Origin of the sequence: Streptococcus oralis, assembly GCF_001578945.1 — a bacterium.
Classification (GTDB): domain Bacteria; phylum Bacillota; class Bacilli; order Lactobacillales; family Streptococcaceae; genus Streptococcus; species Streptococcus oralis_Q.
The window spans coordinates 1-336 of the sequence record NZ_KQ969644.1; the positions used below are offsets into that span (position 1 = coordinate 1).

Below are 336 nucleotides of genomic sequence, written 5' to 3' on the forward strand. Positions count from 1 at the left end.
TACGGGGGGGGAAATCGCTGCTCGAAAGATGGGGGTATTAAACCCAGGTGAAACTGTCAATATTTACAAAGATATTGAGGGTTATAAGATAGCCTATCAGGACGACTGGATGCCTGATTATAACATAGATTATAATATGATGCGTAAATACTTCGGTTTCAGAGAAGGATATAACTACATAGGTCTAGAATATAAGAAAGTAGATCCAGCACCAACGCCAGATCCAGGCAAAAAACCAGATCAAGGTCAAGATCCGAAAGATCCAGCTAAACCAGATCAAGGACAAGATCAAGGTCAAAAACCAGATCAAGGTCAAGATCAAAAAGATCCAGCCAA

1 protein-coding gene is annotated in these 336 nt (G+C 40.5%); it reads left to right on the forward strand.

Annotated features, from left to right (window positions below; all coding sequences use genetic code 11):
• Positions 1–109 precede the first annotated feature (109 nt).
• Positions 110–336 (forward strand): hypothetical protein (locus tag SORDD16_RS10210; protein WP_241734078.1); only part of this gene is annotated, 227 nt, incomplete at its 3' end.